The 26,416-nt window shown below is 70.0% G+C and carries 24 protein-coding genes, 1 tRNA gene and 1 other RNA gene; 11 read left to right on the forward strand and 15 right to left on the reverse strand.

Going from position 1 to position 26,416, the window contains the following annotated elements; translation table 11 throughout:
• Nucleotides 1–1,266: an aspartate kinase gene (locus tag OIE47_RS12410; RefSeq protein WP_326561647.1), complete on the reverse strand. Its 1,266-nt coding sequence runs from the start codon at nt 1,264–1,266 to the stop codon at nt 1–3.
• 313 nt (nt 1,267–1,579) lie between these two features.
• Between OIE47_RS12410 and OIE47_RS12415 the strand changes: the two genes are divergently transcribed.
• The 3 genes from OIE47_RS12415 (at nt 1,580) to leuA (ending at nt 5,244) form a co-directional block, all read left to right on the forward strand.
• Nucleotides 1,580–2,551, forward strand: a complete 972-nt coding sequence (locus OIE47_RS12415; RefSeq protein ID WP_326561648.1) for a hypothetical protein — start codon at nt 1,580–1,582, stop codon at nt 2,549–2,551.
• Nucleotides 2,552–2,636: 85 nt separating this feature from the next.
• Nucleotides 2,637–3,182, forward strand: a complete 546-nt coding sequence (locus OIE47_RS12420) for a nitroreductase family protein (RefSeq protein WP_326561649.1) — start codon at nt 2,637–2,639, stop codon at nt 3,180–3,182.
• A gap of 313 nt (nt 3,183–3,495) precedes the next feature.
• Nucleotides 3,496–5,244, forward strand: coding sequence for a 2-isopropylmalate synthase (gene leuA, locus OIE47_RS12425; protein WP_442792082.1), 1,749 nt, complete (start codon nt 3,496–3,498; stop codon nt 5,242–5,244).
• Between the two features lie 66 nt (nt 5,245–5,310).
• Here the strand turns inward: leuA and OIE47_RS12430 are convergent, their stop codons facing one another.
• Nucleotides 5,311–6,816: an MFS transporter gene (locus tag OIE47_RS12430; protein ID WP_442792083.1), complete on the reverse strand. Its 1,506-nt coding sequence runs from the start codon at nt 6,814–6,816 to the stop codon at nt 5,311–5,313.
• An 88-nt stretch (nt 6,817–6,904) separates the two neighbouring features.
• Here OIE47_RS12430 and OIE47_RS12435 point away from each other — a divergent pair, with 88 nt between their 5' ends.
• Entirely contained in the window at nt 6,905–7,567 is a 663-nt protein-coding gene (locus OIE47_RS12435; protein ID WP_326561651.1) for an HNH endonuclease family protein, read from the forward strand.
• A 63-nt stretch (nt 7,568–7,630) separates the two neighbouring features.
• Here the strand turns inward: OIE47_RS12435 and OIE47_RS12440 are convergent, their stop codons facing one another.
• The 11 genes from OIE47_RS12440 to ffs all read right to left on the reverse strand — a co-directional run bounded on the left by OIE47_RS12440 (nt 7,631) and on the right by ffs (nt 18,924).
• The gene (locus OIE47_RS12440) at nt 7,631–8,764 is read right to left on the reverse strand and encodes an ABC transporter ATP-binding protein (RefSeq protein ID WP_326561652.1); all 1,134 of its coding nucleotides are present in this window, start codon (nt 8,762–8,764) and stop codon (nt 7,631–7,633) included.
• Nucleotides 8,761–9,744: an ABC transporter ATP-binding protein gene (locus OIE47_RS12445; RefSeq protein ID WP_326561653.1), complete on the reverse strand. Its 984-nt coding sequence runs from the start codon at nt 9,742–9,744 to the stop codon at nt 8,761–8,763. The genes OIE47_RS12440 and OIE47_RS12445 overlap by 4 nt, the downstream gene beginning before the upstream one ends.
• 67 nt (nt 9,745–9,811) lie before the next feature.
• Nucleotides 9,812–10,768, reverse strand: coding sequence for an ABC transporter permease (locus OIE47_RS12450; RefSeq protein ID WP_326563074.1), 957 nt, complete (start codon nt 10,766–10,768; stop codon nt 9,812–9,814).
• 56 nt (nt 10,769–10,824) lie between these two features.
• Nucleotides 10,825–11,832, reverse strand: a complete 1,008-nt coding sequence (locus tag OIE47_RS12455; RefSeq protein WP_326561654.1) for an ABC transporter permease — start codon at nt 11,830–11,832, stop codon at nt 10,825–10,827.
• 95 nt (nt 11,833–11,927) lie between these two features.
• Nucleotides 11,928–13,607, reverse strand: coding sequence for an ABC transporter substrate-binding protein (locus OIE47_RS12460; protein WP_326561655.1), 1,680 nt, complete (start codon nt 13,605–13,607; stop codon nt 11,928–11,930).
• Between the two features lie 422 nt (nt 13,608–14,029).
• Complete coding sequence (recR, locus tag OIE47_RS12465) at nt 14,030–14,623, reverse strand: recombination mediator RecR (protein WP_326561656.1); 594 nt, start codon at nt 14,621–14,623, stop codon at nt 14,030–14,032.
• Nucleotides 14,624–14,633: 10 nt separating this feature from the next.
• Nucleotides 14,634–14,942: a YbaB/EbfC family nucleoid-associated protein gene (locus OIE47_RS12470; protein WP_326563075.1), complete on the reverse strand. Its 309-nt coding sequence runs from the start codon at nt 14,940–14,942 to the stop codon at nt 14,634–14,636.
• Between the two features lie 116 nt (nt 14,943–15,058).
• Nucleotides 15,059–15,454, reverse strand: coding sequence for an RDD family protein (locus tag OIE47_RS12475; RefSeq protein WP_326561657.1), 396 nt, complete (start codon nt 15,452–15,454; stop codon nt 15,059–15,061).
• Between the two features lie 32 nt (nt 15,455–15,486).
• Complete coding sequence (locus tag OIE47_RS12480; RefSeq protein WP_326561658.1) at nt 15,487–15,888, reverse strand: DUF2752 domain-containing protein; 402 nt, start codon at nt 15,886–15,888, stop codon at nt 15,487–15,489.
• A gap of 153 nt (nt 15,889–16,041) precedes the next feature.
• On the reverse strand, nt 16,042–18,648 hold the full coding sequence (locus OIE47_RS12485) for a DNA polymerase III subunit gamma and tau (protein WP_326561659.1): 2,607 nt from the start codon (nt 18,646–18,648) through the stop codon (nt 16,042–16,044).
• A gap of 186 nt (nt 18,649–18,834) precedes the next feature.
• An RNA gene (ffs, locus tag OIE47_RS12490) (signal recognition particle sRNA small type) lies at nt 18,835–18,924 on the reverse strand.
• An 83-nt stretch (nt 18,925–19,007) separates the two neighbouring features.
• Here ffs and OIE47_RS12495 point away from each other — a divergent pair.
• Both OIE47_RS12495 and OIE47_RS12500 read left to right on the forward strand, forming a co-directional pair.
• Nucleotides 19,008–19,095, forward strand: a tRNA-Ser gene (locus OIE47_RS12495).
• Between the two features lie 211 nt (nt 19,096–19,306).
• Complete coding sequence (locus OIE47_RS12500) at nt 19,307–19,756, forward strand: hypothetical protein (protein ID WP_326561660.1); 450 nt, start codon at nt 19,307–19,309, stop codon at nt 19,754–19,756.
• Nucleotides 19,757–19,827: 71 nt separating this feature from the next.
• Here the strand turns inward: OIE47_RS12500 and OIE47_RS12505 are convergent, their stop codons facing one another.
• On the reverse strand, nt 19,828–20,736 hold the full coding sequence (locus tag OIE47_RS12505; protein ID WP_326561661.1) for an AraC family transcriptional regulator: 909 nt from the start codon (nt 20,734–20,736) through the stop codon (nt 19,828–19,830).
• A 156-nt stretch (nt 20,737–20,892) separates the two neighbouring features.
• Here OIE47_RS12505 and OIE47_RS12510 point away from each other — a divergent pair, with 156 nt between their 5' ends.
• Together OIE47_RS12510 and OIE47_RS12515 are read left to right on the forward strand one after the other, a co-directional pair.
• Nucleotides 20,893–21,198: a putative quinol monooxygenase gene (locus tag OIE47_RS12510; RefSeq protein ID WP_326561662.1), complete on the forward strand. Its 306-nt coding sequence runs from the start codon at nt 20,893–20,895 to the stop codon at nt 21,196–21,198.
• A 52-nt stretch (nt 21,199–21,250) separates the two neighbouring features.
• Nucleotides 21,251–22,219, forward strand: a complete 969-nt coding sequence (locus OIE47_RS12515; protein ID WP_326561663.1) for an alpha/beta hydrolase — start codon at nt 21,251–21,253, stop codon at nt 22,217–22,219.
• Between the two features lie 134 nt (nt 22,220–22,353).
• Here the strand turns inward: OIE47_RS12515 and OIE47_RS12520 are convergent, their stop codons facing one another.
• The gene (locus OIE47_RS12520) at nt 22,354–23,874 is read right to left on the reverse strand and encodes an MFS transporter (protein ID WP_326561664.1); all 1,521 of its coding nucleotides are present in this window, start codon (nt 23,872–23,874) and stop codon (nt 22,354–22,356) included.
• 154 nt (nt 23,875–24,028) lie between these two features.
• On the opposite strand from OIE47_RS12520, the gene OIE47_RS12525 reads away from it, so the two are divergent.
• From OIE47_RS12525 to OIE47_RS12535, 3 genes are all read left to right on the forward strand, one after another.
• Nucleotides 24,029–24,769: a TetR/AcrR family transcriptional regulator gene (locus OIE47_RS12525; RefSeq protein ID WP_326561665.1), complete on the forward strand. Its 741-nt coding sequence runs from the start codon at nt 24,029–24,031 to the stop codon at nt 24,767–24,769.
• Between the two features lie 52 nt (nt 24,770–24,821).
• Complete coding sequence (locus tag OIE47_RS12530; RefSeq protein WP_326561666.1) at nt 24,822–25,562, forward strand: class I SAM-dependent methyltransferase; 741 nt, start codon at nt 24,822–24,824, stop codon at nt 25,560–25,562.
• Between the two features lie 79 nt (nt 25,563–25,641).
• Nucleotides 25,642–26,382: a hypothetical protein gene (locus tag OIE47_RS12535; protein ID WP_326561667.1), complete on the forward strand. Its 741-nt coding sequence runs from the start codon at nt 25,642–25,644 to the stop codon at nt 26,380–26,382.
• The last annotated feature ends 34 nt before the right edge of the window (nt 26,383–26,416 follow it).

A 26,416-nucleotide genomic window follows, 5' to 3' on the forward strand; every position in this document is an offset into this window, starting at 1 on the left:
TTACCTCCCGGTTCCGGCGTACACGACGGCTTCCTCTGTGCCACCGAGGTCGAACGCGTCGTGCACAGCGCGGACCGCGGCGTCGAGATCGGTGTCCCGACACACCACCGAGACCCGGATCTCCGAGGTGGAAATCATCTCGATGTTCACTCCAGCCTCGCCCAGGGCAGCGAAGAAACTGGCCGCGACGCCCGGGTGGGAGCGCATGCCGGCACCGATCAGCGACACCTTACCGACGTGGTCGTCGTAGAGCAGCCCCTTGAACTTGACCGGCTCCTGGATCTTGCTGAGCGCGGCCATCGCCGTCGGACCGTCGGTCTTCGGCAGGGTGAACGAGATGTCGGTGCGTCCGGTCCCCTCGGTGGAGACGTTCTGCACGATCATGTCGAGGTTTATCTCGGCACTGGCCACCGTCTCGAAGATCCGCGCCGCGGCACCGGGCTCGTCCGGTACGCCGACGACGGTGATCTTCGCCTCGCTCCGGTCGTGGGCAACCCCGGTGATCAGTGCTTGCTCCACGGCAGGTTCCTCCATCGATCCGGTGACCATCGTGCCGGTGTTGGTCGAGTAAGACGAGCGGACATGGATCGGCAGTTGGGCCCGGCGCGCGTACTCGACGCTGCGCAAGTGCAGCACCTTCGCGCCGCAGGCGGCCAACTCCAGCATCTCTTCGTACGTGATCTGCTTGATGTGACGTGCGTTCGGGACGATCCGCGGGTCGGCGGTGAAGATGCCGTCGACGTCGGTGTAGATCTCGCAGACGTCCGCGTGCAGGGCTGCGGCCAACGCCACCGCGGTGGTGTCCGAGCCGCCCCGACCCAGCGTGGTGATGTCCTTGGTGTCCTGGGACACGCCCTGGAACCCGGCGACGATCGCGACCGCGCCCTCGTTGAGCGCGCCCTGCAACCGGCCGGGGGTCACGTCGATGATCCGGGCCTTGCCGTGCACCGAGGTGGTCAGCACGCCGGCCTGCGAGCCGGTGTACGAGCGCGCCTCGTAGCCCAGGTTGTGGATCGCCATGGCGAGCAGCGCCATCGAGATCCGCTCCCCGGCGGTGAGCAGCATGTCCAGCTCGCGGCCGGGCGGCAGCGGGCTGACCTGGTGCGCCAGGTCGAGCAGTTCGTCGGTGGTGTCCCCCATCGCGGAAACCACCACGACGACGTCATCTCCGGCCTTGCGAGCGGCGACGATCCGCTCGGCCACCCGCTTGATCCGTTCGGCGTCGCCGACGGAGGATCCGCCGTACTTCTGCACGACCAGTGCCACGACGGTCTGCTCCTTCCCACGGCCGGTTCACTCAACCGGCCACCACGCTGCCGGGCCGGCCGGTTCGCACCGGTCGTGGGCAGCCTGCTCCATTCAACCCGGAGCGTGCCGACGCCGCCGGCCACTAACCGGCGGCGCCGTATGAACGACCCTCAGGGTACCGGCCCTGCCTGTACCGGGGGCAGCCACGATCCCACCATCCGGCCCACCTTCCGCCGCGCGGCGGCCGGGTCGTGGTGACGCCCGCGACACGCCGAACACCGCTGACCCGACTGACTGATCAGTACGCCCGGACACCCCCGACAATGACACGATGCGTTCGGAAGCCACCCTTCCCGACACCGAACCGGTCGCCACCCGGCCCGACCGGCCCGACCCGTCGGCACCGGCCACCGGCACCGGGTTCGTCGACCGGATGCCGCCGCACCGGATCACCGGTCGGCACGGTGCACCGGATCGTCCACCGGCCCGCCGCGACAACGGTTCCCGGCTGTTCGCGTGTCTGCTGCTGGCCGGGGCGGTGCTGCTACTCGGCGGGTGCGGAGGCGGTGACGTACCTCCGGTGGAGACGCCGGCCGCCGACGGTTCCGCCACCCCCGGTGGATCGGCGTCCGCGACGGCCGGGGTGACCGACGCGAGGGCGCAGCTCGCCGGACTGGCGGCGGCGGCCGAGGACCGGCACCTGACCGCGCTCTACACCCTGTCCCGGTCCGGGCAGCCGAACCGGTCGGTGACCCTGGTCAGCGCCAACGACGGCACCTGGCGGGTCGACATCCCCGGTGGGGCACTCGGCGGCACCGTCGACGTCACGATCGCACAGACCCGCGACGGGATCTTCCAGTGCGCGCTGACCTCGACCCGGCGACCGGATCCGCCCACCTGCGTCAAGGTCGCCGCACCGGGCAAGGCCCTGCCCGCGAACATCGATCCTCGGGTGCAGCACGTGTTCACCGACTGGCGCAGGGTGCTCATCGACCGCCAGGCGTCACTGGCGATCTCGACGACCAAGGCGCTGCCGAACTCGCGGGGCGCGTGTTTCTCGGTCGACTCCACCGCGGCCTCGCTCAGCGCCCCGCTGGACATCGGCATCTACTGCTTCGACACCGACGGCACGCTCACCGCGGCCAAGGTGTCGTTCGGCACCCTCCTGCTGACCGGAAACCCGACCGCGGCGCCACCCACCGTGACCCTGCCCGGCCCGGTGGTCCCCGGCCAGGCGCTGCGTACGGCCGCACCGCCCACCCCGAGCGCCTCCCCCACGCCCGACATCACACCGAGCAGATGATCTCCGTTCACGTACCGGGTGCAGTCGAACACAACAGGTGACCCCGGCGGTCGCACAGAAGGTGCGATACGGCACACTCGGGCGCATGGTGGAGCTATCCCCGTTGCTCGCGGCCAGGTGGAGTCCGCACGCCTTCGACCCCGAAGCCACGGTCACCGACACCGACGTGCTCTCGCTGCTCGAAGCGGCCCGGTGGGCACCGTCCGCGGGCAACAGCCAACCGTGGCGGTTCATCGTGGGCCAGCGCGACGACGAGACGTACAAGCGGATCCTCACCAACGTCGGTCCGGCCGACCAGCGCTGGGCCGGGAACGCGTCGCTGCTGCTGCTCGGCGCGCACACGGCGACCATCCCGGCCGGCTGCCCACCCACCCAGGCCGCGTACGACCTCGGTCAGGCGGTGGCGCACCTCACCATCCAGGCGACCGCCCTGCACCTGTACGCCCACCAGCTCGCCGGCATCGACCTGGCCGGGCTCCGGATCGACCTGGACCTGCCGGTCGGCGTACGGCCGCACGTGGTGGTGGCCGTGGGTCGGCTCGGCGATCCGTCGGCGCTCCCGGACGACCTGCGCCGGTGGGAGACCGGGCTGCGTCAGCGCCGCCCGCTGGCCGACCTCCTGCTCGGCTGACCCGGCCGACCAGACGCTGCCGGGACCTGCGGAAGTGCGATTCGCATCCCAGACTGCGGACGAAACTTCCCGAACCGGAAATGCTCACGTAGGGTGACCGATGTCATGTGGCAGGCGCTCCTTCTTCGCTGCCGCGACGAGGCCCATCTGGCCGGCACCTCGTCGCGGAGTTGACGCGCGCCGTCCAACACCGCCGGTTGACCATCGTCGACCAGCCGGTTTCCGCCCGACACCTCAGCTTTTTCTGGCGCGAGCAGCGCCTTCACGTCCGCTTCACGACGTCTGACGCCGCATGACCACGGGAGTCTTCGACATGCCCAACCCAGCCGACACCGACACCGATCCGATCGCCCGGCAGCGCCCGAGCCGGATGCCGTACCAGCGTTACCAGCCGTACCACCAGCAGTTCGCCGTCGACCTGCCCGACCGGCGGTGGCCGACCCGACAGGTCGAGGTCGCACCCCGGTGGTGTGCGGTCGACCTGCGCGACGGCAACCAGGCGCTGATCGACCCGATGTCGCCGGAGCGCAAGCGGCGGATGTTCCAGCTCCTGGTGCAGATGGGCTACAAGGAGATCGAGGTCGGCTTCCCGTCGGCCAGCCAGACCGACTTCGACTTCGTACGGCAGCTCATCGAGCAGGACCTGATCCCGGACGACGTGACGATCCAGGTCCTGACCCAGTGCCGGGAACACCTGATCGAGCGGACCTTCGAGTCGCTGCGCGGCGCCAAGCGGGCGATCGTGCACTTCTACAACTCGACCTCGACCCTGCAACGCCGGGTCGTGTTCGGGCTGGACCAGGCCGGGATCACCGACATCGCCACCCAGGGCGCCCGGCTCTGCCAGAAGTACGCCGAGATCCACACCCCGGACACCGAGATCTTCTACGAGTACTCGCCGGAGTCGTACACCGGCACCGAACTCGACTACGCGCTGGAGGTCTGCGCCGCGGTGATCGAGGTCATCGACCCGACGCCGGACCGGCCGCTGATCATCAACCTGCCGGCCACGGTTGAGATGGCCACCCCGAACATCTACGCCGACTCGATCGAGTGGATGGACCGGCACCTGCCCCGGCGGGACAGCGTCATCCTCTCCCTGCACCCGCACAACGACCGGGGCACCGGCGTCGCCGCCGCCGAGCTGGGTCTGCTGGCCGGGGCGGACCGGATCGAGGGCTGCCTGTTCGGCAACGGCGAACGCACCGGCAACGTCGACCTGGTCACGCTGGGCCTGAACCTCTTCTCCCAGGGCATCGACCCGCAGATCGACTTCTCCTCGATCGACGAGATCAAGCGGGCGGTCGAGTACTGCAACCAGCTCCCCGTGCACGAGCGGCACCCGTACGCGGGTGACCTGGTCTACACCGCCTTCTCCGGCTCGCACCAGGACGCGATCAAGAAGGGGCTGGACGCGCTCGAGGCGGACGCGCGGGCGGCCGGGGTCCCGATCGACGAGTTCACCTGGGGGGTGCCGTACCTGCCGATCGACCCGAAGGACTTGGGTCGCACCTACGAGGCGGTCATCCGGGTCAACTCGCAGTCCGGCAAGGGCGGCGTCGCGTACATCATGAAGGCGGAGCACAACCTGGACCTGCCGCGCCGGCTCCAGATCGAGTTCTCCGGCGTGGTCCAGCAGGTCACCGACCACGCGGGCGGCGAGGTCGAGCCGGGCCGGATGTGGGAGATCTTCGCCAACCACTACCTGGTCGACCACCAGCCCGACCCGGCGTTGTCGCTGGTGTCGTACCGGACCGGCACGGTGGACGGCAAGGTCGAGGTCGAGGCGGACGTCCGGTTCGGCGACGAGCACCGGTCGCTGTCCGCGGTCGGCAACGGCCCGATCGACGCGTACGTGAACGCGCTGCAGAGCCTCGGCATCCGGGTCCGGGTGCTGGACTACCACGAGCACGCCCTCTCCTCCGGTGGCGACGCCCAGGCGGCGGCGTACGTGGAGGCGGAGGTCGACGGTCGTACGGTCTGGGGTGTGGGGCTGGACGCGAACATCGTCACCGCGTCGATCACCGCCCTGACCAGCGCGGTCAACCGCGTACACGGCTGATTCGGGAACGTACGACGATCGAGGGGCCGACCGGCGCGCTGCCGGTCGGCCCGCTCGTTGCGCGGGTCAGTCGGACTTCGGCGAGTCCCGGTGTGGCCGTGGGCGGTGGATGAGCACCGCGGCCAGGACCGCGCCGACGATCAGCAGCCCGGCGCACCAGAGCATCGCCGCCCGGAACGCGTTCGCCAGTTCGGCGGGCATCCGGTACGCGGCCCCGGAGAGGCCGACCAGCAGCGGCAGCGCCGCCACCGCGAGCACGCTCCCGACTCGGGAGGCGGCGTTGTTGAACCCGCTCGCCACCCCGGCGAACCGGTCGTCGACCGCGCCCAGGACCGACGTGGTCAGCGGGGCGACGACAAACGTGAGCCCGAGCCCGAAGAGGAAAACCCCCGGCACCACGTCGGCCCAGAAGGACGCGTGCGGTCCGATCCCGCGCAGCAGCAGTACGCCCCCGGCGGCGATCAGCGGCCCGACGGTCAGCGGCAGCCGGGGGCCGATCCTGGCGACCAGCGCACCGGCCCACGGTGAGCCGACGAGCAGCAGAACGGTCATCGGCAGGTTCGCCAGGCCGGTCTTCAGCGCCGAGTACCCGGCCACGTTCTGCAGGTGTACGGAGAGGAAGAAGCTGAACCCGCCGAGGCTGGCGTACACGACCACGGTGTAGATGTTCAGGACCGAGAAGAGGCGGCGACGGAACAGCGCCGGTGGCAGCATCGCGGCGTTGCCCTTGCGCCGTTCGAGCAGTACGAATCCCACCGCCGCGAGCACCCCGACCAGCGCACCGACCGCGACCAGGACCGTGGCGCCGCCGCTGCCGGGCTGGGCGGCCTCGATCAGGGCGAAGGTGATCCCGGCCAGCCCGAGCGCGCCGAGCAGGGCGCCGGTGAGGTCGAACCGCGGTGCGGCGCTGCCGGCCGCACCGATCACCGCCCCACCGGTGCCGGACGCCGCCTGGTTGGCCGCGCCGATGGCCCGGCTCTCCGGGGCCCAGCGCAGGGCGGCGAACACCACGACCACCGCGAGCGGCACGTTGATCAGGAAGATCCACCGCCAGGAGAGGGCGTCGATCAGCCAGCCGCCGAGCAGCGGCCCGACCGCGGTCGACACCCCGGAGAAGCCGGACCAGGCGCCGATCGCCTTGCCCCGGTCGTCGGGGTGGAAGCTGGCCTGGATCAGGGCGAGCGAGCCCGGGGTGAGCAGCGCACCGCCGGCCCCCTGGAGGAACCGGGCGGCGATGAGCCACTCGATGTTCTGGGCGATGCCGGACAGGACCGAGGCGGCGGTGAAGCAGACCACGCCGAGGAGGAAGATCCGGCGGCGGCCGTACCGGTCTCCGAGTGCGCCGCCGAGCAGGACGAACGCGGCCAGGGTCAGGAGGTAGCCGTCGACCGTCCACTGCAGACCGGAGACGCCGGCGTCCAGGGAGCGGCCGAGGTGGGGCAGCGCCACGTTGACCACGGTGCCGTCGAGGAACACCATGCCGGAGGCGAGGACGGCCGCGAACAGCAGTCCCCGGCCGGCGGGGCTGGCGAGCCGGATCGGCGTTGACGGTGGGGCCACGATCTCCAACATGCCCTGCCCGATACGGCGAATGTCACGAAACGCCGAAACCTCCGGTGGATACTGTGCGGATATCCGGATCAGCCCGCAAGCTTGGCTGGTGTCGTATTCGCGTACCAGATCAGCAGCCCGACGGGTCATCTCGGCCGCGCTCGTCGCGGCGCTCGCGCTCGGCGGCGCCGGCTGCGCACCCACCGCACAGTCCACGCCCGGGGCCGACCCGAGCGGCCCGGCCGGGGTGGACGGCGCAACCGCTCAGCTCGGCCAGTTGACGGTGGCCCAGGCCAGCTCGATGAAGGGCTACAGCCGGGAGCACTTCCCGCACTGGCGGGACGCGGGCAAGAACTGCGACGTCCGCGACACCGTCCTGCAGCGCGACGGTGAGGACATCAAGCTCGCCGGATGCAACGTGGTCGGCGGCCGTTGGACGAGTGTCTACGACAAGAAGACGCTGACCGACCCGGCGGACGTCGACATCGACCACATGGTCCCGCTGGCGAACGCCTGGCGGTCCGGCGCGGACGAGTGGAGCGACGCCGAACGCGGCGACTTCGCCAACGACCTCACCCGGCCCCAGCTGCTCGCGGTGTCGGCGGGCAGCAACCGGGGCAAGGGCGACCAGGGCCCGGAGGAGTGGCAGCCACCGAACCGCGACTACTGGTGCACGTACGCCGAGAGCTGGATCACGGTGAAGCACCACTGGAAACTGACGGTCACCGCCGCCGAGAAGACCACGCTCACCGAGATGCTCGGCACCTGCTGACAGGTGCGGAAGGGCTCCTTCTCCCGGCGGGAGAAGGAGCCCCTGTCGACGGTGACGCGTGACCTAGACGGTGGGGATCAGGTCGCCGGTCTCGCCGGGGGTGGCCAGGTCGGTCGGCCGGACCAGCTCCGGCTCGACGTCGTGCATCCCGATCCGCCCGGCCGCGATGTCCTCGGCGAAGTGGCAGGCCACCCGGTGACCGGTCGACGTCTCCCGCAGCGCCGGCCGCTCGTCGCGGCAGCGGGTCGGCTGCGCCCACGGGCACCGGGTGTGGAACCGGCATCCGGACGGCGGGTTGGTCGGCGAGGGCAGGTCACCGGCGAGCAGGATCCGCTCGCGGCGGTCCTCGACCACCGGGTCCGGCACCGGCACCGCCGACATCAAAGCCTTGGTGTACGGGTGCATCGGCTCCCGGTAGAGGTCGTCGCTGGACGCCTCCTCCACCAGTCCACCGAGGTACATCACGCCCACCGTGTCGGCGATGTGCCGGACCACCGCCAGGTCGTGCGCGATGATCAGGTACGTCAGTCCCCGCTCGGCCTGGAGGTCCTCCAGGAGGTTGATCACCTGGGCCTGGATCGACACGTCGAGCGCGGAGACCGGCTCGTCGGCGACGATCAGGTCCGGCCCGAGCACCAGCGCGCGGGCGATCCCGATCCGCTGGCGCTGGCCGCCGGAGAACTCGTGCGGGTACTTCCGCAGCGCCGAGGCGGGCAGACCGACCGCGTCGAGGGTTTCCCGGAGCCGGCGCAGGGTGTCCGCCTTGTCGCCGGCCAACCCGTGTGCCTTGAGGCCTTCCACCAGCAACGACTGCACCGACTGGCGCGGGTCGAGACTGGACAGCGGGTCCTGGAAGATCATCTGCATCCGGCGACGGGCGTGCCGCATCGCCTCGCCCTTGAGCGCGCGTACGTCGGTGCCGTCGAAGATGATCTCTCCGTCGGTCGGCTCGACCAGCCGCAGCAGGCCCCGACCGAGGGTCGACTTGCCGCACCCGGACTCACCGACCAGCCCGTACGTCTCACCGGCCCGGATCGACAGGGAGACGCCGTCGACCGCGTAGACGTACCCGATGGTCCGGTCGACCAGCAGCCCGCTCTTGATCGGGAAGTGCACCTTCAGGTCACGCAGCTCGATCAGCGGCGCCTGCGTCTTCGACTCCTGCGCCTGCGGCGCCTCCGCGATGGACTCGGTCATGCCGCCACCTCCTCCAGAACCGGGTTGTTGCAGCGCAGCCGGCCACCGACCGCGGTCGGCTCCAGGACCGGGGCGCCGTCGAGGCACGAGTCCACCACCCGGTCGCAGCGTGGCGCGAACGCGCACCCCTCCGTCCACGGGATGTTGTCCGAGACCGAACCCCGGATCGCGTGCAGTCGCTCGCCGCGCAGCGAGTCCAGGCGCGGCACCGAACTGAGCAACCCATGGGTGTACGGGTGCCGCGGGCGGGCGAACAGCTCGTGCCGCTCGGCGGTCTCCACGACCTTGCCGCCGTACAGGACGTTGACGGTGTCGCAGAGCCCGGCGACCACCCCGAGGTCGTGCGTGATCATGATCAGGGCGGTCCCGGAGGAGTCGACCAGTTCCTTGAGCAGGGTCAGGATCTGCGCCTGGATGGTCACGTCGAGCGCCGTGGTGGGCTCGTCGGCGATCAGCAGCCGTGGCTTGCAGGCGAGGGCGATGGCGATCAGGGCCCGCTGGCGCATACCACCGGAGATCTGGTGCGGATACTCGCTCAGCCGCCGGTCCGGGTCGGGGATGCCGACCGAGTCCAGCAGGTCGCGGGCCTCGCGCAGCGCCTGCTTGCGGTCCCGCCCCTGGTGCCGTTCCAGCACCTCGGCGACCTGCAACCCGATCGGCAGGACCGGGTTCAGCGAGGAGAGCGGATCCTGGAAGATCATGCCGATCTCCCGGCCCCGCCGGTCCCGCATGTCGTTGCCGCGCAGTTTGAGCAGGTCGGTGCCCTCGAACAGCACCTCACCGCTGACCGAGTTCCCGCGCTTGGGCAGCAGCCCCATGATCGCGAGGCTGGTCACGCTCTTGCCGCAGCCGGACTCACCGACCAGGCCGACCGTCTGCCCCGGCTCCACCGAGAAGCTGACCTTGTCCACCGCGGTGAACGGCCGCTCACCCCGGCGGTTGAAGACCACGCCCAGATCCCGTACGTCGAGCAGGCTCATGCCGGTTCCCCCTCTTGCCCGTGGTGCCCGGGCGAACCGACCCGGTGTGCGTAGGTGAGCATCCCGGTCACCGCCGGTTCTTCGGGTCGATCGCCTCGCGCATGGCCTCGCCCAGCAGGGTGAAGCCGAGCGCGACGATGATGATCGCGAGAGCGGGGAAGTACGCCAGTTCCGGGCGGATCTCGAAGTAGCGCTGGCCGTCGACGCCGAGCATCAGGCCCCACTCGGCCCGGTTGATGTCCGGGTCGCCGAGGCCGAGGAACGACAGTGCGGCGGCCTCCAGGATCGCGACCGCGAAGGTGAGCGTCGCCTGGGCGATGACCGGGGTCAGCGAGTTCGGCAGCATGTGCCGGAGCACGATCGCGCGTTCCTTCACCCCGAGTGCGCGGGCGGCGAGCACGTGGTCGCTCTCCCGTTGGGCGAGCATCGCACCGCGCAGCAGCCGGGCGAAGATCGGCACGCTGACGATCGAGACCGCGAAGATCACCGTCCACTGGCTGGACCGGCTGGCCAGGGCGACCAGGGTGATCGCCAGGAGCAGGCCGGGCAGGGCCAGCATGACGTCGGTCAGGCGCATCAGGACAACGTCGACCCAGCCGCCGAACGCACCGGCGATCGCACCGATCACCACACCGAGGGCGAGCCCGATCAGGGTGGCGAGCACACCGACCAGGAGCGTCTGCCGGGCGCCGTAGACGAGCCGGGAGGCGAAGTCGCGGCCGAGCGGGTCCGACCCCAGCAGGAACCCGTCCTGCGATCCCGGAATCGTGTCCGCGGTCAGGCCGTCGAGCAACTGGTCGAAGCGCTGGTTCGGATCGTGCGGGGCGATCAGCGGGGCGAAGATCGCCACCAGGACGAACAGGCCGACGATTACCGCCCCGGTCACCGCGACCGGGTTGCGGGACAGCCGCCGTACGATGTCGCGGAACATGCTGACGCCGCCGGGCTCGGCGCTCGCCCGCGCCAACTCGTCCAGCCGGGCCTTTTTCCGCTCGGCGAGCGCGGTGACCCCGCGCCCGCTCATTCCGCTGGTGCCGGTGTCCGGCTTGCTCGGCTCACTCACGTTCCCGCCTTGCTCGCTCATCGCACACGCACCCTGGGGTCGATGACCGCGTAGGAGAGGTCGACCAGGAGGTTGACCACGATGAAGACCAGGGCGGCGACCAGGATCAGCGCCTGTAACACCGGATAGTCCCGACTGCCGGTGATGGAGTCGGTGATCAACGTACCGAGGCCGCCCCAGTTGTAGACCTTCTCGGTCAGTACGGCACCGGCCAGCAGCGCGCCGGTCTGCAGACCGATCGTGGTCACCACCGGCAGCAGGGCGTTACGCAGGACGTGCCGCCCCCGGATGGTCCGGTGCCGCAAACCCTTGGCCTCGGCCGTACGGATGAAGTCCTCGTTCAGCACGTCCAGCACGCTGGCCCGGGTGATCCGTACGATCACCGCCAGCGGGATGGTGGCCAGGGTGACCGCCGGCAGGATCAGGTGCCAGAGCGCGTCGGCGCTGGCGTCGAACTCCCTGGTGAGCAACCCGTCGAGTACGAAGAAGCCGGTGACGTTGGTGTTGTCCAGTCCGGTGCTGATCCGCCCCGAGGGCGGGAACCAGTGGATGTTCTGGGTGAAGACGTCCTTGAGCAGGTAGCCCAGGAAGAAGATCGGGATCGAGATGCCGAGCAGCGTCCCGCCGACGGTGAGGTTGTCCAGGGTCCGACCCCGGTGCCGGGCCGCCAGGTAACCGAGCGGGATGCCGAGCCCGACCGCGATGATCATCGCGGCGAGGGCCAGCTCGACCGTTGCCGGAAAGGACCGCCCGAGCACGTCGACGACGGAGTCGCCGGTGCGGATCGAGTTGCCGAAGTCGCCGGTGAGCATCCGCTGCATGAACTTGCCGTACTGGACCAGGATCGGCTGGTCGTAACCGAGCGCCTTGGTCAGGAGTTCCCGCCGCTCGGGGGTGGCCCGCTCGCCGAGCAGTGCGTCGACAGGGCCACCGGGCAGGTTCCGGAGCCAGATGAAGATCAGCGCGGTCAGCGCGATCAGGGTCACCACCAGCTGTAGCAGGCGGCGAACTATGACTCGCAACATCTCTCACACACCATGTTCTCGATACCCGCAGGAGCGGCCCGGGCCGGACGATTCGCCCGGCCCGGGCCGCAGCTGTACGCGGGGTGACCGCTGGGTCAGCTGGCCGAAACAGTCACCGTGTTGAACTCCTCGGCCGTCAGCGGGCTGGCAACCAGACCCTTGACGTCCTTGGTGACGACGATCGCCGGCGGGGCGTGCCAGACCGGGATGGCCGGCAGCCACTTGCTGGCGATGTCCCGGTTGACCTGCTCCCACGCGGCCTTCTTGCCGGCCTCGTCGACGGTCGCGTCGGCGGCGGTGATGGCGGCGAACATGTCGGTCATCTTCTCGTCACCGAACTCCGGCTTGGCCCGCCCGAAGAACGTGCCGACGAAGTTGCCCGGGTCGTTGTAGTCGCCGGTCCAACCGAGGATGTGCAGGTCGTGCTTGCCGAACTGCTGCACGTCGTCCTTGAAGCCACCGTTCCACGGGCGAGGCACACCGTTGACCTTGATGCCGACGCCCTGGAGGTCGTTGGCGAGAACGGTGAAGATCTCCTGCGGGTTCGGCATGTACGGCCGGGAGACGTCCGGCGGGTAGTAGAAGTTGAGCGTCATACCCTCGGCGCCAGCCTCCTTGAGGAGCTGCTTCGCCTTGTCCGGGTTGAACTCGTACTTCTGGGCGTCCGGCGCGTAACCGAGCACGGTGTCCGGCAGGAACTGGCTGGCCACACTGGAGCCACCCGGCGCCTTGGTCTGGACCAGCTGCTCACGGTTGAGCGCGTAGGCGATCGCCTGACGCACCCGCAGGTCCGCGAGCTTCGGGTTGTTCTTCTGGTTGATGCCCAGGTAGAGGATGTTGAAGGCCGGGCGGTTGAGAACCTGGAAGCCCTCGGTCTCCAGCGCCTTGCGGTCGGCCGGCGCCGGGAAGTCGATGCCCTGGACGGTGCCCGCGCGCAGCTCCTGCTTACGGGTGGTCTCGTCCTTGATGACCTTGATGATCACCTTGTCGACCTTGGCCTTGTCACCCCAGTAGTCCGCGTAGCGGTTCAGGGTGATCTCGTTCTTCGCCTTGTCCCAGCCACCGAAGGTGAACGGGCCGGTGCCGACCGGGTTGGTGTTGGCGAAGGCGCTGTACTCGAACGAGTCACCGCTCTGCGTCACCTTGTCGGCGTCGTACTTCTTCAACGCCTCCGGGCTGGCGATGGAGAGCGAGGTGAGCGCGAACGCACCGGGGAAGGCCCCCTTGTACGTGTTCAGCGAGACGACCGCGGTGCCGTCGTCCTTCGCCTCGCACTTGTCGTAGATCGACTTGCCGGCCGTCTCGGCCTCGTTGGTCGCGAAACCACCGAAGACGTCCTGGTAGTAGAGCATCTGGCTCTGGGCCGCAGCGCCCTTCATGTTGTACCAGCGGTCGAAGTTGTAGCAGACCGCGGCAGCGTTGAAGGGGGTGCCGTCGTGGAACTTGACGTCCTTGCGCAGCTTGAACGTCCAGACCTTGCCGGACGCGTCGTGCTCCCAGCTCTCGGCCAGGCCACCGACCACGTCGGCGGTACCCGGCTTGTGGGTCACCAGCGTCTCGAACATCTGGCGGACCGGCCGGAACGACTCACCGTCATCGTTGAAGATCGGGTCGAAGTTCTTGGGGTCACCGGCACCGGCGAAGATGAAGGTACCGCCCGATGCGGTGCCCTCTCCGCCCTCTTCCCGGTCACTTGCCGCACATCCCGCCGCGCCGGCGGCCATCACGGCAACGGCCGCGACGGCGATCGCCGACCTGAGCCCTCTCGCCTGCATCTCTCACCTCTGTCATGCGCATGACCAACGCCGGGGTTTTGGCACGGTCCGTGTGCGGCAGGCTAATGGCCGTGAGACCTCGAACGGAACGCCTGCTTTGGAATCTCTACCAAGCCGACACCTAGAAGAGGATCTATAACGGCAGACGGCGCACTTCAACCGCCCCTGTCACATCACTGGCCAGACCGGACGTTGGCCCGTGGCCGGCGGAACCGGGCCGAAACCCGGCCACCGGGGCGGGATCGGCGCTGAGCGGGTGATCAGCACCCGCCGCGGGTGGGCCGTCGCGACGGCGGGAACCGGCTCGGTCGAACCGGACCGCGCGACCGGTACGACACCGCCGACCGGCGAGCGGGTCGGCCGGTCGGCGGGCTTTCGGATCCGTGGGTCCGCGAGGGTGGTCGGACCGTACGGCGGGGTTGTCAGACCGTACGGCGGCCGGCGAAGGCGCGGCCCAGGGTGATCTCGTCGGCGTACTCCAGGTCGCCACCGACCGGTAGGCCACTCGCCAGCCGGGTCACCGAGATGCCCATCGGCTTCACCAGCAGGGCCAGGTACGTCGCGGTCGCCTCGCCCTCGGTGTTCGGATCGGTCGCCAGGATCAGTTCCTTCGTCTCACCGTCGGCGAGACGGGCCATCAGCTCGCGGATCCGGAGGTTGTCCGGACCGATCCCCTCCAGCGGATTGATCGCCCCACCGAGCACGTGGTAGCGGCCCCGGAACTCACCGGTCCGCTCGATCGCGACCACGTCCTTGGGCTCCTCGACCACGCAGAGCACCTCGGCACCGCGTCGCGGGTCGCGGCAGATCCGGCACTGTTCGGACTCCGCCACGTTGAAGCAGCTCGTGCAGAAACGCACCAGCTCCTTGACCTTCCGCAGGGCCGTGGCCAACCGGGTGACGTCGGCCGGGTCGGCCGACAGCACGTGGAACGCGATCCGCTGGGCGCTCTTCGGGCCCACGCCCGGCAGCCGCCCCAACTCGTCGATCAGATCCTGGATCGCACCCTCGTACATCTGGGGTGACTCAGAAACCGGGCAGGCCGAGGCCGCCCATGCCGCCGGTGACCGGGCCCATCTTCTCCTCGGTCAGCTTCCGGACCGCCTCGCTGGCGTTGTGTACGGCCGCCAGCACCAGGTCCTCGAGCGTCTCGACGTCCTCCGGGTCGACCGCCTTCGGGTCGATCTTGATGGCGGTGATCTCGCCGGCGCCGGTGATCGTGACGGTGACCAGGCCGCCGCCGGCGGTGCCGGTCAGCTCCGCCTCGGCCAGCTCCGCCTGCGCCACCGCGAGCTGCTGCTGCATCTTCTGCGCCTGCTTCAACATCTGCTGCATATTGGGCTGTCCACCCGGACGCACGGCGACTCCTCGGTCAAGCGAATAGCGGTCGTCCCCAGCCTAGTGCGGCCGGTCGCGGGCGGTTGGACCCGCCCGCGACCGGCCGGGGTGTTTCAGCCCTTCACGACCACCGTGCTCAGGATCTTGTCGGCGAGGGTCTGCCGCTTCTCGTCCCAGATCGGGAAGAGGTAGCCGATGTAGCAGGGCAGGCCGTCGACGATGTGCACGATGTCGCGCAGAAACGCCTTACCCACGCCGATCGGCTGCCCGGTGGCCTCGGCCACCAGCGAGATGCCCAGGGCCTTCTTGCCCCAGCTCCGGCCGGTCTTGCCGGTCAGATACCAGCGGTTGTAGACGGCCACCGCGAGCCCGATCAGGATGATGACGACGGAGATCGCGCTGGGATTCCCGTTGTCGTCCGCGAAGGGGAGGGAGAGCAGCAAGATCGCCCATAGGGCCACCATGTCGATGAGATACGCGCCGACGCGCGTGCCCCAGTTGGCGTACATCAAGGGGGTGCTCCTTAGGAAAGGGGGGTTGCTCAGCCGAGGCCGAGCCGAATCAGTTGGAAAACCCAGCTCGCCAGGGCGAGCAGGACCATCCCCCGACCCATCCACCGTCGGGCCCGAGCCGACCAGGCAACCGGTGCCGGAAGCACACCAATTGCCCGGAGCCCGAGCACCGGACCCACGGCCACCGCGAGTGCGGCAAGACCGAAGATCACCGGATTGGCGCGGAACGCGCCGACAACATCGCCGTGAACCAGTGCGACCGCGGCCGTGGTGAGGCCGCAGCCGGGACAGGGCACACCGGTCAGCCAGCGCAGCGGACACGGCGTACCCAACCCGGTGCTGCCGGTCAGCCACGGCCAGACCGCCGCCACCGGGGCTACCGACAGGCCGAAAAGGCCGAGTCGCTCCGGTACCGAGAGTTCTCGCCGCACTGGTCCTGACCATTTCGAGAGAGGGGGCGGCTGATCTTAAGAGATCCGTGCCGACTCCGCTGACCCGTTTTTGGTCAGTCGATGATGGACGGTCGTCGCATTGACCGCAGTCGCCTTACCGGCAACCGATCCACCGACTTCCGAACCGTGCGCCTACTTGGTGTTGTCGATGTCGCCGATCCGTTCGGCACCGAGCTGCTGACGCAGCAACTCCATCGCCTGCTGCTCGCTGGTCTGCCGAGCGGTCCGCTCGTCCACCACCTCGTCGAGCGGCTCGTCACCCGGATCGAAACCCTCGTAACCACCACCGGCCGCGCGGGGCGGGCCGTCGTAGTCCGGGTCGTAGGGCGGATCGCCGGCCCAGTCCCGGTCCGCCGTACGCACGGCCGCCTGGGGCTTGGGGCCACGGCCCGCCGCCGCCGCGCGCGCGGCCGCGAGACCGGCGCTCGGCTGCGCGTTCCCGACCGGACCACCGGGTACGGCACCGTTCGTCGGCGCTGGCGGCGCCGCCGGAGCACTGTCCACCCGAGCCCCCGGTACGGATTCCGCCCGGCCTCCGCTCGCAGGGGCCGCAACCGGGTTGGCGCCACCGGGACGGGCCGGCTCCGGCCAGTCGCTCCCACCGGCGGCCGGCGCCGGTACGGCTGCCGCCCCACCCGGACGAGCGGCCTCCGGCCAGTCGGTGTCACCCGCGCCGTTCACCGGAGCGGCCGTAGCCGTCCGTCCCGAACCACCACCGGAGCGCCCGGCCGACGCGCTCTCCCCGCCCGGCGCGCTGCCACTGGCGGCGCCGGACGTCGTGTCCCACGGGGGCGGGTCGCCGGGTGCCGTGCCCCGAGGCGCCGCACCCGCCGCCGCCTCCCGAGGTGCTGCCGCCTCCCGAGCCGGTACGTCGTGCGGCGCAGTGTCCCGAGCCGGAGCCGGAGCCGGAGCCGGAGCCGCCGGAGTCGCCGAAGCGGCTGGAGTCGCCTGAGCGGTCGAAGCCGCTGGGGCCGCTGGAGCAGGCGGAGCGGTCGAGGCCGCCGGAGCCGGGCGGGATGCGGCGGAGGCGCCCGCCGAGCGGTGGTCGCCGGCCACCTCGCACCGGATCTGCCAGCGCTCCCCGAACTCCTGGTAGATCGCCTCGGTGACCACCTCGACGTTGCTGGTCAGCATCTGGGCGAGCACCGGCGACTTGACCGTCAGCACCAGGGTGTTGCCGTCGAGGTCCCGGACCACCGCGTCGCGTACCAGGGCGGCGATGCGCTTGTGGGTCCGGTTGATCATGCCGACGACGTCGCCCCACTGGCGGCGGACGGCTGCGGCGTCCAGCACACCGGGGGCGGCCGAGCCTGGAGCCACCGGGTCGGGGGTGGCCGGATCGGGCATCACCGCCGACGGCTGCACCGACCGCCGGGCCGACGCCGAGGCGGGCTCGTTCGAACCGGTCGAACCCGTCGATCCGTACGCCGACGGGGGCGGCTCGGTCGGGGCGGCTTCGGGTGCCCGGCCCACCGGGGCGGCAACCGGTGCGGACGGTATGGCAGGCGCCGGTCGTACCGGGGCGGGATCGTGGACCGGTGCGGGACCGGCGGCGGCCGACGGACCGGGATCGCCGACGTGCGTCAGCCGGCGTTCCATCCGCTCCAACCGCTGCAACAGCCCGCCGGTCGAATCCTCGGCCCCGGGCAGCAGCATCCGGGCGCAGACCAGCTCCAGCAGCAGCCGGGGGGCGGTGGTGCCGCGCATCTCGACCAGGCCGTTGTGCACGATGTCGGCGCACCGGGACAGGGTCGCCGGGCCGAGCTTCTGCGCCTGGGCGGTCATCCGCTCGATCTGGTCGGACGGGCCGTCGATCAGGCCCTTCGCCGCCGCGTCCGGCACCTGTTGCAGGACGATCAGGTCACGGAGCCGTTCCAGCAGGTCGGTGGCGAACCGGCGGGGGTCGTGACCCGCCTCGGCCACCCGGTCGACGGTCCCGTACGCGGCGGCACCGTCACCGGCGGCCAGCGCGTCGCACATCTCGTCGATCAACGCGGCGTCGGTCACCCCGAGCAGGGCGACCGCGCGGGCGTAGCTGACCCCCTCCGGACCGGCCCCGGCGATGAGCTGGTCCAGTACGGAGAGCGAGTCCCGGGCGCTGCCACCACCGGCGCGGACGACCAGCGGGAAAACCGCCGGCTCGACCTTGACGCCCTCGGCCTCGGTCAACTGCTCCAGGTACGGCCGCAGCACACCCGGCGGGATCAGCCGGAACGGATAGTGGTGCGTACGCGACTTGATCGTGCCGAGGACCTTCTCCGGCTCGGTGGTCGCGAAGATGAACTTGACGAACTCCGGCGGCTCCTCGACCAGCTTGAGCAGGGCGTTGAAGCCGGCCGACGAGACCATGTGCGCCTCGTCGATGACGTAGATCTTGAATCGGCTGTTGGCCGGCGCGAAGAAGGCCCGCTCCCGCAGGTCACGCGCGTCGTCGACACCACCGTGGCTGGCCGCGTCGATCTCGATCACGTCGAGCGACCCGGCACCGTCCCCGGCCAGGGACCGGCACGAGTCACAGACGCCACAGGGCTCCGGGGTCGGCCCCTGCTCGCAGTTGAGCGAGCGGGCCAGGATCCGGGCGCTGGAGGTCTTGCCGCAGCCACGTGGCCCGGAGAAGAGGTACGCGTGGTTCAGCCGGCCCGTACGCAGTGCCTGCGACAGCGGCTCGGTGACGTGCTCCTGCCCGATCACCTCGGCGAAGGTGCGCGGCCGGTACTTGCGGTAGAGCGCGAGTGCCACTCGTCCCGCCTCCTCTCGACCGAGCCATTCTCCGCTCCGCCGCCCCGTACGGCCACCTCGCCCCGCCCTCGACGGACAGGTTGGGCGATTGTTGGCGCTCCGGAGTGCTGGCCGGGGCCCGCTGGCGGCTCGGACCTGCGCGGTCGTGGACACGCTGGGTGGGCCGGAAAACCGGCACCAGGACGCAAAGGCCCCCCGTGCACCCGCCAGAGCCCGCTTATCCTTGCTGCCTTCCGGCCCTGGGGAGGTTCACAGGGTGACGCCACACGGGGGGTATCGCTGACTGTACCCGACCGGGCGTCGATCTTCAGGGGAGGTGCCGGGTGGGAGATTCCGCCGGAACCTGTACTCTGTCCGGCGGAGGATTCGCCTAGAGGCCTAGGGCGCACGCTTGGAAAGCGTGTTGGGTTTACACCCTCACGAGTTCGAATCTCGTATCCTCCGCCAGCACCACGAGCAGAACGATCGGACCGGCCCCTCAGGGACCGGTCCGATGTCGTTCCGGGCCTTCTCGTCTCGCTCAAGGCAGATCGAGAGCGCGTCGACCATGCGATTCAAGATTCCGTCCAAGGTCTCGGCAAGCCGGCACCGCCAAGCTCTGGGCAATCGGCACCCACCCCAGGGGCCGGAGCAGGCGAAGCAGAGGAGTGCAACGGACATGCGACGAAACCTTGCGATGCGGGTACTGCTGCCGCTGGCGGCCGTACTGACCGCGATCCTGGCCAGCGCGAACCCCGCGGCTGCCGCGGGCAACGACGACTACACGGTCTACACCGGCGACTCCCGGCTCGGCGGCGCGGTCGACTTCGTCGACTACGGCCCCGGCGCGCCCGGCGGCGGTAACAACGACGACTACCTCGTGATCCGCGACCTCCGGGGGGACGGTCACGGCGTACAGGTCTGGGCCTGGCTGCACGGGAAGTACCTCGGCACGAGGTACAACGGTGGCGGCGCGGGCAGCCAGTTGATCTACGACCCGTACTCGATCTTCCCGAACAACGTCGCGGCGAACGAGGTCATCGGGCTCAAGATCTGCCTGGTCGACGGAGAGAACAACCTGATCCAGTCGAGCTGCTCGAACCTGGAGTGGCCCAGCATCGACGGCTGACCGTGCCGTACCGGTGAGTGGAACGCGAGGGTCGGCCTGCACGGGCCGGCCCTCGCGTCGTCGCGTGGCTGTCACGCCAGGGCAGGGGCGGCACTCGGTGTCAGGCCGCGCAGGCGTACGGCGTCCTGGCTGGGAGGCGCGCCGAACTGGCGGCGGTACTCACGGCTGAACTGGGACAGGCTGTCGTAGCCGACCCGGAGCCCGACACCGGAGACGTCGTTGGGGTGCGTCGCGAGGAGCAACCGGGCCTCCTGGAGCCGGATCTGCTTCTGGAACTGGATCGGGCTCATCGCGGTCACCGCCTGGAAGTTCCGGTAGAAGGCGGAGACGCTCATGCCCGAGCGCTGCGCCACGTCCTCCACCCGGAAAGCCTGCGCGTAGTGCTCGCGGATCCACCGGACCGCACGGGCGACGTGGGTCAGGCTGCTGTCGGCGAGGCCGAGCTGACGTACGGCGGCACCCTGTTCCCCGGCGATGAGCCGCCAGAGGATCTCCCGTTTGATCATCGGTGCGAGCACCGCGATGTCGCGTGGCTGGTCGAGCAGGCGTACCAGCCTGATCGCCGCGTCGAGCAGCTCGCTGGGCGCGTCGCTGACGGCCATGCCGGACGGCGCGCCGCTGCCGGCCGGTGGAAGGTCCCCGGGGGCAGCCTGGAGCAGCAGCTCGGCGATGGTTGCCGGGTGCAGGGTCAGCCCGAGGCCGATTGCCGGCTGCTCGGGGGTGGCCTCGGTGAAGTGGCCGGTGATCGGCAGGTCGACCGAGGCGATGAGGTACTGCCCGGCGCGGTACTCGTACACGCGGTCGCCCAGCGCGATCCGCTTCGCGCCCTGGGTGATGAGGGCCATCACCGAGCCGGACATGGCCGGCGACGGCGGGTGCGGCCGCTCGACCTTCGAGATGAGCACGCCCTCGATGGCGGTGCTCATGTCGGGGCGGGCGTGGCGGGCCAGGAGGTCACGCAGCTCGTCGAGGTGGTCCATGACCCGATTGAAGCACTATCCGATCCTCTCTGCAACAGTAGGATTAGGCAAGACGTCGGGAGTATCGCTCTAACGTTTCCCCTGGTGGCGCTGATTTGATTGGTGGGTCGACATCACCGGAGCACAACGGCTCCACGACCTGGAGGGACAACCCCCATGAGCGTCAACCACGGTTTCCACGCCACCATGACCGCCAAGCCCGGCAAGGGTGACGAACTGGTCGAGTTCCTGCTCAACGCGCCGTCCCTGCCGAACGAGGACTGCGTCGTCTTCCTGATCAGCCGCTCGGCCAGCAACCCCGACATCGTCTCGGTGACGGAGGGCTGGACCAGCCAGGAGGCCCACAGCCGGTTCTTCGCCACCGACCAGGCGAAGGAACTGGTCGCGAAGCTCCAGCCGCTGCTCGACGGCGAGTCCCGGTACTCCGACGAGGTCCCGGTCGGCGGCAAGGCCGCCTTCTGATCTCCCAGCATTCCTCTCCCCCGAACACCCGACACCCCCAAAGGACAAGGCCATGACCCTCGTACGCCCCGACTTCGACCCCGAACTGCGCGCCCTGCTCGCCGAGATGCAGCCCATGCCCCCGCTCAGCCCCGAGCTGTTGGCGCAGCTCCGCCAGTTCCCGCCGACGCCGGTCGACACCCTGCTCGACGGCCGGGCGGCCACCCACCGCGAGATCACCATCCCCGTCCAGGACGGCGCACAGATCCCGCTGTCGATCTTCAGCCCGTCCGGAGCCGATCGCCCCACGGCCGCACCCTGCGTCTACTGGGTCCACGGCGGCGGCATGATCATGGGTGACCGGTTCTCGCAGGTCGACATCCCACTGGAGTGGCTCGACCGGTTCGGCGCCGTCGTGGTCTCCGTCGACTACCGGCTGGCACCCGACGTCACCGGCACGACCCTGGTCGACGACGCCTACGCCGGTCTGCTCTGGGTCGCCGAGCACGCCGACGAACTGGGCATCGATCCTGCCCGCATCGTCGTCGCCGGCACCAGCGCCGGTGGTGGTCTCGCCGCCGGAGTCACCCTGATGGCGCGTGACCGGGCCACCCCGGCGATCGCCGCCCAGATGCTGATCTACCCCATGCTCGACCACCGCAACGACACCACCTCGAGCCAGCAGTACGAGGCCAAGCCCGGTGTCTGGACCCGCGAGATGAACGAGTACGGATGGCGCTCCGTCCTCGGCGACCTGGCCGACGAGGACGTGCCCGCCTACGTCTCCCCCGCCCTGGCCGACGACCTCTCGGGTCTGCCGACCACCTACATCGACGCCGGCACGGCCGAGGTCTTCCGCGACGAGGACGTCGACTACGCCACCCGGATCTGGGCGGCCGGTGGCCAGGCCGAACTGCACATCTGGGCTGGCGGCTTCCACGGCTTCGACGCCCTCTACCCGCAGGTCCCCGTCTCGGCCGCCGCACGCCGTACCCGCACCGACTGGCTCACCCGAGTCCTGAACCCTGTTCCTGCCGAATAGGCGTCGACCCTGTCTCCAGTCCTGCGAGACCAGGCGCTCCAGACGGTTCGAGGGCCCCGATCCGGTGTTTCCGGATCGAGGGCCCTCGTCGTACGCGGTGATGCTGTTGCCGTACGCGGATCGTGGGCTTCTGCTCAACCGGCCGGGTGGCCGACGGGTTCGCGGATCTGGTCGGGCGCGGGGGTTGCGGGGTTGGTGCTGCGGTCGCGCATGAGGACTAGGGCCAGTACGGCGGCGGCCAGCACCCCGGCCCCGCCCGCCACGAAGCTGGCCGACATGGCGGTGGTGAACGCCTCCCGGGCGGTCTCGGCGAGGCCGGTGTTTCCGGTGCCGGTGGCGAGGTTGAGGGCGTCCGAGATCGAGTGGCGGCTCGCCTCCGGTGCCGAGTCCGGCATGGAACCGGTGAAGGTCCTGGACAGGACCGCACCGAGGATGGCGACGCCGAGCGCGGCACCCGCCTGCTGGACGGTGTCGTTGAGCGCCGACCCGACCCCGGCGTGCTCGGTGGGCACGGCCCCCATCAGCGCGGCGGTGGCGGCAGGCAGGGCCAGGCCGCCGCCGATCCCGATCAGGACCATGGCCGCGACCAGCATGCCGAAGCCGTTCTCCGCGGAGAGGGTGGCCAGCGCACCGAACCCGGCCGCGATCACCACGAGGCCGGCGGCGGTCATCCACCGGTTGCCGATCTTCTGGCCCAGGGTGGCGCCGACGGTGTTGGAGGCGAGGGTGGCGACCGCCATCGGGGCGAAGGCGAGGCCGGTCTGGGTGGGCGAGTAGCCGAGTACGAACTGGAGGTACTGGGTCAGGACCAGCATCAGCCCGCCGTTGGCGAAGGTCAGCAGGACGAGGGAGAAGCTGGCGCCACTGAAGATCCGGTTGCGGAACAGGCTCAGCGGAACCATCGGGTCGGGCGTACGCAGCTCCCAGACGACGAACCACACCAGGCTGACCACGGTCACCGCGAGCGAGATCAGGGTGCTCGGGTGGGCGAGGCCGTCCTTGGCCGACTCGATGATGGTCCAGACCAGCGCGGTCATGCCGACCAGGGAGAGGATCATGCCGAGCGGGTCGGCCTTGCGCCACGGTCCCTTGGACTCCGGCATCAGGACGATCGCCGCGATGATGGCGACGAGGGCGATCGGCACGTTCATCAGGAAGACCGCGCCCCACCAGAAGTGGGCGATCAGCACACCGCCGAGGACCGGGCCACCGACCAGGCCGACCATTGCCACCGCGCTCCAGGCGGCGATCGCCCTGGGCCGCTCCTCGTCGTCGAAGACGGTGATGAGGATCGACAGCGTGCTCGGCATGATCAGGGCGCCGCCGATGCCCATCAGGACGCGGCCGGCGATGAGCTGCTCGGGGTTCTGGGCGAAGGTGGCCACGAGTGACGCCGCCCCGAAGATCACCAATCCGATGATCATGACTCGGCGTCTGCCGAACCGGTCCGACAGGCTTCCCGAGGTGAGCAGCAGGCCGGCGAAGACCAGGATGTACGAGTCGATGATCCACTGGATGTCCTGGGCGCTGGCCCCCAGGTCCGCGGCGATCGGCGGGACCGACACGGTGAGCACCATGTTGTCGATGATCAGCACCAGGGTGCTGAGGCAGAGCACGATCAGGATGAGCCAGCGGCCCGGTTGACGGTCCATCATCAAACCCCTTCGGCGGTACGTCGCACGGCGTGCGTTGCTCCGCACACTGTTCGGTCGCCGCACACTGTACGGAGATGCGAACGGTGTGCGCAACCCCGTACAGTGTTCGTATCGGTCGGCTATCCTGAGCCGCGACTGACGCAGAGGAGACCGCATGCCAGCCGAAAAGCAGCCGTTCCCATCGGTGTGGACCCGCCCGCAGCGACAGCGGCGCGACCAGCCGGCACTGAGCCGGGAACAGATCGTCTCCACGGCTCTGCAACTGCTCGACACCGAGGGAATCGACGCGCTGAGCATGCGGAAGCTCGGCGACCGGCTGAACGCCGGCGCCACCTCCATGTACTCGCACGTCGCGAACAAGGACGAGCTGATCGAACTCGTCGTCGACGAGGTCTACGGCGAGATCGAGGTGCCGAAACCCGGCGACCCGGCGGACTGGCGGGCGGCGACGACCCACAGCGCACAGAGCCTGCGGTCGGCGTTCCTCCGACACCCCTGGATCGTCTCCGTGCTCGGCGGGGTCGGAGTCGCCTACCTGGGGCCGAACATGATGGGGCTCTCCGAGAACATGCTCACCGTGTTCGAGGAGGCGGGCTTCTCCCTGCCCGAGGCCGACCAGGCCGTGAACACCGTGACCGCGTACGTGATCGGGATGGCGACCAGCGAGGCAGCGTGGTTGACCGTGATCGCCCGCAGTGGACAGGACGAGCAGGAGTGGACCGAACGCCTGTGGACGGCGGTCGAACAGGCCGTGCAGCCGTACCCACGCCTGAGCAGGGTGTACGCCGCACAGCGGGGCCAGGAAGCGGACAACGTACGCATCGACAGCTTCGAACACGGGCTCGAGTGCGTACTCGACGGCCTGGAGAGCCGGCTGCGCCGTACCGGCGGGTGAGACGCGAGCTGCCGGACGGTGGCGCTCAGCGACTAGGAGCAGACTGCCCGACATGGTGATCTACGACAGCATCGGCACGACGTACAGCAGCACCAGGCGACCGGACCCGAGGGTCGCCGCCCGGATCAACGCGGCCCTCGGCGACGCCCGTACGGTCATCAACGTCGGCGCCGGGACCGGTTCGTACGAGCCGCCGCAGACCGTGCTCGCGATCGAACCCAGTCCGGTGATGATCGAGCAGCGCCCGGTCGGGGCCGCCCCGGTCCTGCGGGCGTTCGCCGAGAACATCCCGGTCGAGGACAACGCCGCCGACGCGGTGATGGCGCTGCTGACCGTGCACCACTGGACCGACCTCGAAGCCGGGATCGCCGAACTGCGGCGGATCGCCCGGCAACGGATCGTCATCCTGACCTGGGATCAGACGGTCACCCGGGAGTTCTGGCTGCTCAGCGACTACCTGCCCGAGGCGGCGGCGTTCGACGACACCCGAGCCGTGCCGGTCGACCGGCTGGCCGCGCTGCTCGGCGACGCCCGGGTGGAGGTGGTACCCGTACCGCACGACTGTGTCGACGGGTTCGGGGCGGCGTACTGGCGTCGGCCGGAGGCGTACCTCGACCCTGCCGTACGGGCCGGCATGTCGATGCTGGCCCAGACCGGTGAGGAGACGATCCGGCCCGGCCTGGAACGGCTCGCCGCCGACCTGGCCTCGGGACGGTGGCACGACCGCCACGCGGACCTGCTGGACCTGCCCGAGTTCGACGCCGGTTACCGACTGCTCGTCGCCGAGTTGTAGGAACAGGCGGTAGCTATCGACGGATCGGGTGGGTCACGGAAGAATCCGGCCGGTGGGTTGGCAGAGTTTCATTGCGGAGATGACCGGACACCTGGCCTGGCCGACCGCGGTGGTGGTCGTACTCGTGATCTTCCGTCGGCCGCTGCGGGCCAGGGTGAGCCAGCTACGGTCGGTTTCCGCCGGCAGCTTCGGCGCCGAGTTCGGCGAGGCCGACCGCCAGGTCGGAGAGGCGGTGGCGGCCGAGGCCGCCCGGTCGACGGAGGCCCGGGTCGGCGCCCGATCGGGCCGGGCCATCCCGTGGCCCAGCATCGATCCGCTGCCGGAGGCGCTGCCCGAACCGACCGGTTCGCCGATCGCCGGCCCGCCCCGGCCCGGCACACCGGGACATCGCCGCCCGACCGGCAACGGGTCCGCGGCCGGGTCGCCCGGACAGCTCGACCGCGGCTTCCGGGACATCGCGCTGCGGGCCGAGCAGAACCCGGCGTACGCGGTGGACGCCGCCTGGTCCGCGCTGGAGGACGCGATGTCCGGGGCCCTGGACGACGTACGGACCGGCGAGTTCGTGGACCGCGCCGGTGCGGCCGTACGGCGACAGGGGGCGGCACTGGCTCAGAAGCTGCTCGACCACGGGGTGATCTCGCCGGTGACGTACCAGGCGATCACCAGCCTGGGGCGGCTGCGGGACCAGGTCGCCCACGGCAGCATGTCCCCGCAGCCCGGATCGGCGGTCGGATACGTACGCTCCGTCAACGACATCGCACGGGCAGTACGGACCGGCGTCACGACGGTCCAACAGGACCAGCACTGGGGCGTAACCTAATCCGTCGTACACATGTTCTATCCACAGGATGTGG

It is taken from the genome of Micromonospora sp. NBC_01796, assembly GCF_035917455.1.
In the GTDB taxonomy this organism is placed as follows: domain Bacteria; phylum Actinomycetota; class Actinomycetes; order Mycobacteriales; family Micromonosporaceae; genus Micromonospora_G.